1 protein-coding gene is annotated in these 1774 nt (G+C 38.3%); it reads left to right on the top strand.

What is annotated here, in order from left to right; translation table 11 throughout:
• The first annotated feature begins 142 nt into the window (after positions 1–142).
• Positions 143–1396 (top strand): HD-GYP domain-containing protein, encoded by a 1254-nt coding sequence (locus tag ACED28_RS23110; protein ID WP_371702433.1) that lies wholly within the window; start codon positions 143–145, stop codon positions 1394–1396.
• The last annotated feature ends 378 nt before the right edge of the window (positions 1397–1774 follow it).

Consider the following 1774-nt stretch of genomic DNA (forward strand, 5'->3'; position numbering starts at 1 on the left):
TAGTGATTGTACTCACTTAACTCAGTGTCCAAAACTGCTGGTGCGGATCACTTTAAGTTGAACCTGTGAAATTGGATAGTGAAATTCCCGCGTGGTTTTATTAGAATTATAAATATAGATTATTAATCAATATTATATAAATATGGGCAGCATAAAGATTACTGTAGATCGCATCCAGCCCGGCCTACATATACGACTCCCCCTAAAATGGAACGAACACCCATTTTTATTCAACAGCTTCAAAATAAAAGATGACGCTCAAGTGAAAATAATTCGACATCTTGGGATTAAGCATGTCTATATAAATCTAAGTCAAAGCGATACTGCACCTTTACCTTCTAATCACGAGATAGAGAAAGGGGCCGATTCAGATCTACAGATAAGCCTTGAAACTGAAAGGATGTGGAAAGATAAGCATGAACGTATCGAAACCCTAAGCTCTTACCGTCGTAGAGTCAGTCATTGTGAGAAAGAGTTCGAGCGCTCGCTTGCTCGAATGCGTTCAGTAATGACAAAAATTCGTAACCGACCTATAGATGCGGTAGGAGAGGTTAAAAGTCTAGTTGATGATATTGTTGAAATACTGGCAAGTGACGATAGCGTTACCTTACACCTTATGAATGCTAAAGCTGACTTTGAAGACATTTACTTTCATACATTAAATGTCTCTGTCGTTGCGTTAATGATAGGTAAAGCTAAAGGCTACAATACTCAACAATTGAAAGCGCTTTCTTTTGCTGCGTTGTTCCATGATGTAGGAAAGATCAAAATACCAGCTGCAATACTTAGAAAGCAGAGTACGCTGACAGCACCGGAAGAGAATTACCTAAAACTTCATACGAAATATGGTGCTGATATTGTCTCTGGAATTGATGACTTTCCTGAAAGTGCCAAAAAAGTAATCGTTCAACATCATGAAATGAATGATGGCTCTGGTTATCCTGAAGGCTTAAAAGAAGAAGAGATAGATGAACTTACCAAAATAGTTTCAGTGGCTAACGCATTCGATAATCTTTGTCATGGTAAAGCGCAATCTCAACAAATGATCCCATACTTGGCATTGTCCCACTTATATAAGAACTGCAAACATCTATATAGTCAGGATAATTTGAGCCTATTAGTTAAGTTCATGGGAGTCTATCCGCCGGGTACTGTCGTGCAGCTTTCCAATGAATCAATTGGAATCGTGATTTCGGTTAATGCCAAACATATGCTTTATCCGAACGTACTGATCTATGATCCTAGCGTTCCAAGAACCCAAGCCCCGATCATTGACCTATTTACTAAAGAGATAAAAATTGTCAATGCAGTTAATCCAAGCAAGTTACCGGAGCAAGTTAGAGAATATCTAAACCCTAGGGCTCGTTTATCTTACTTTTTTGATAATTGCGAGTAGTTATCCACAGGTTGTTGTGGGTAGTTTGTTCGAAACTTGGGTTGAAAGTTGTATAAATAAGCCCTTGGTTGAAATGTCTTCGCTTAACCTCTTTTTTTTAATAAAAAACGCATTTAATGCTTGCCAATAAAAGCTGCATCTCTATAATGCTGCCTCACTGACACGGTAGACGCCATAAGGCTTCAGCGAAGAATGTTGGTAAGGCAACTAGCTTAAAGCGTTTAAACGCTCCTACTTTTAAAAAGTAGAAATTAATTCCCAATAAGTGTTTGACACTAAGAATTAAAACGCTAGAATGGCCGTCCACTTCGAGAGGCTCCTTGCTTAAAAGGAACGCTCAACAAGTGAAGCTCTTTAACAATTTAAACCTATCAATCT

It is taken from the genome of Vibrio sp. 1F253 (assembly GCF_041439295.1).
Lineage (GTDB): Bacteria > Pseudomonadota > Gammaproteobacteria > Enterobacterales > Vibrionaceae > Vibrio > Vibrio tasmaniensis_A.

What these genes read in the sequence shown, in the direction of transcription:
- ACED28_RS23110 (WP_371702433.1), top strand. Translation starts at nt 143, where the DNA reads ATGGGCAGCATAAAGATTACTGTAGATCGCATCCAGCCCGGCCTACAT.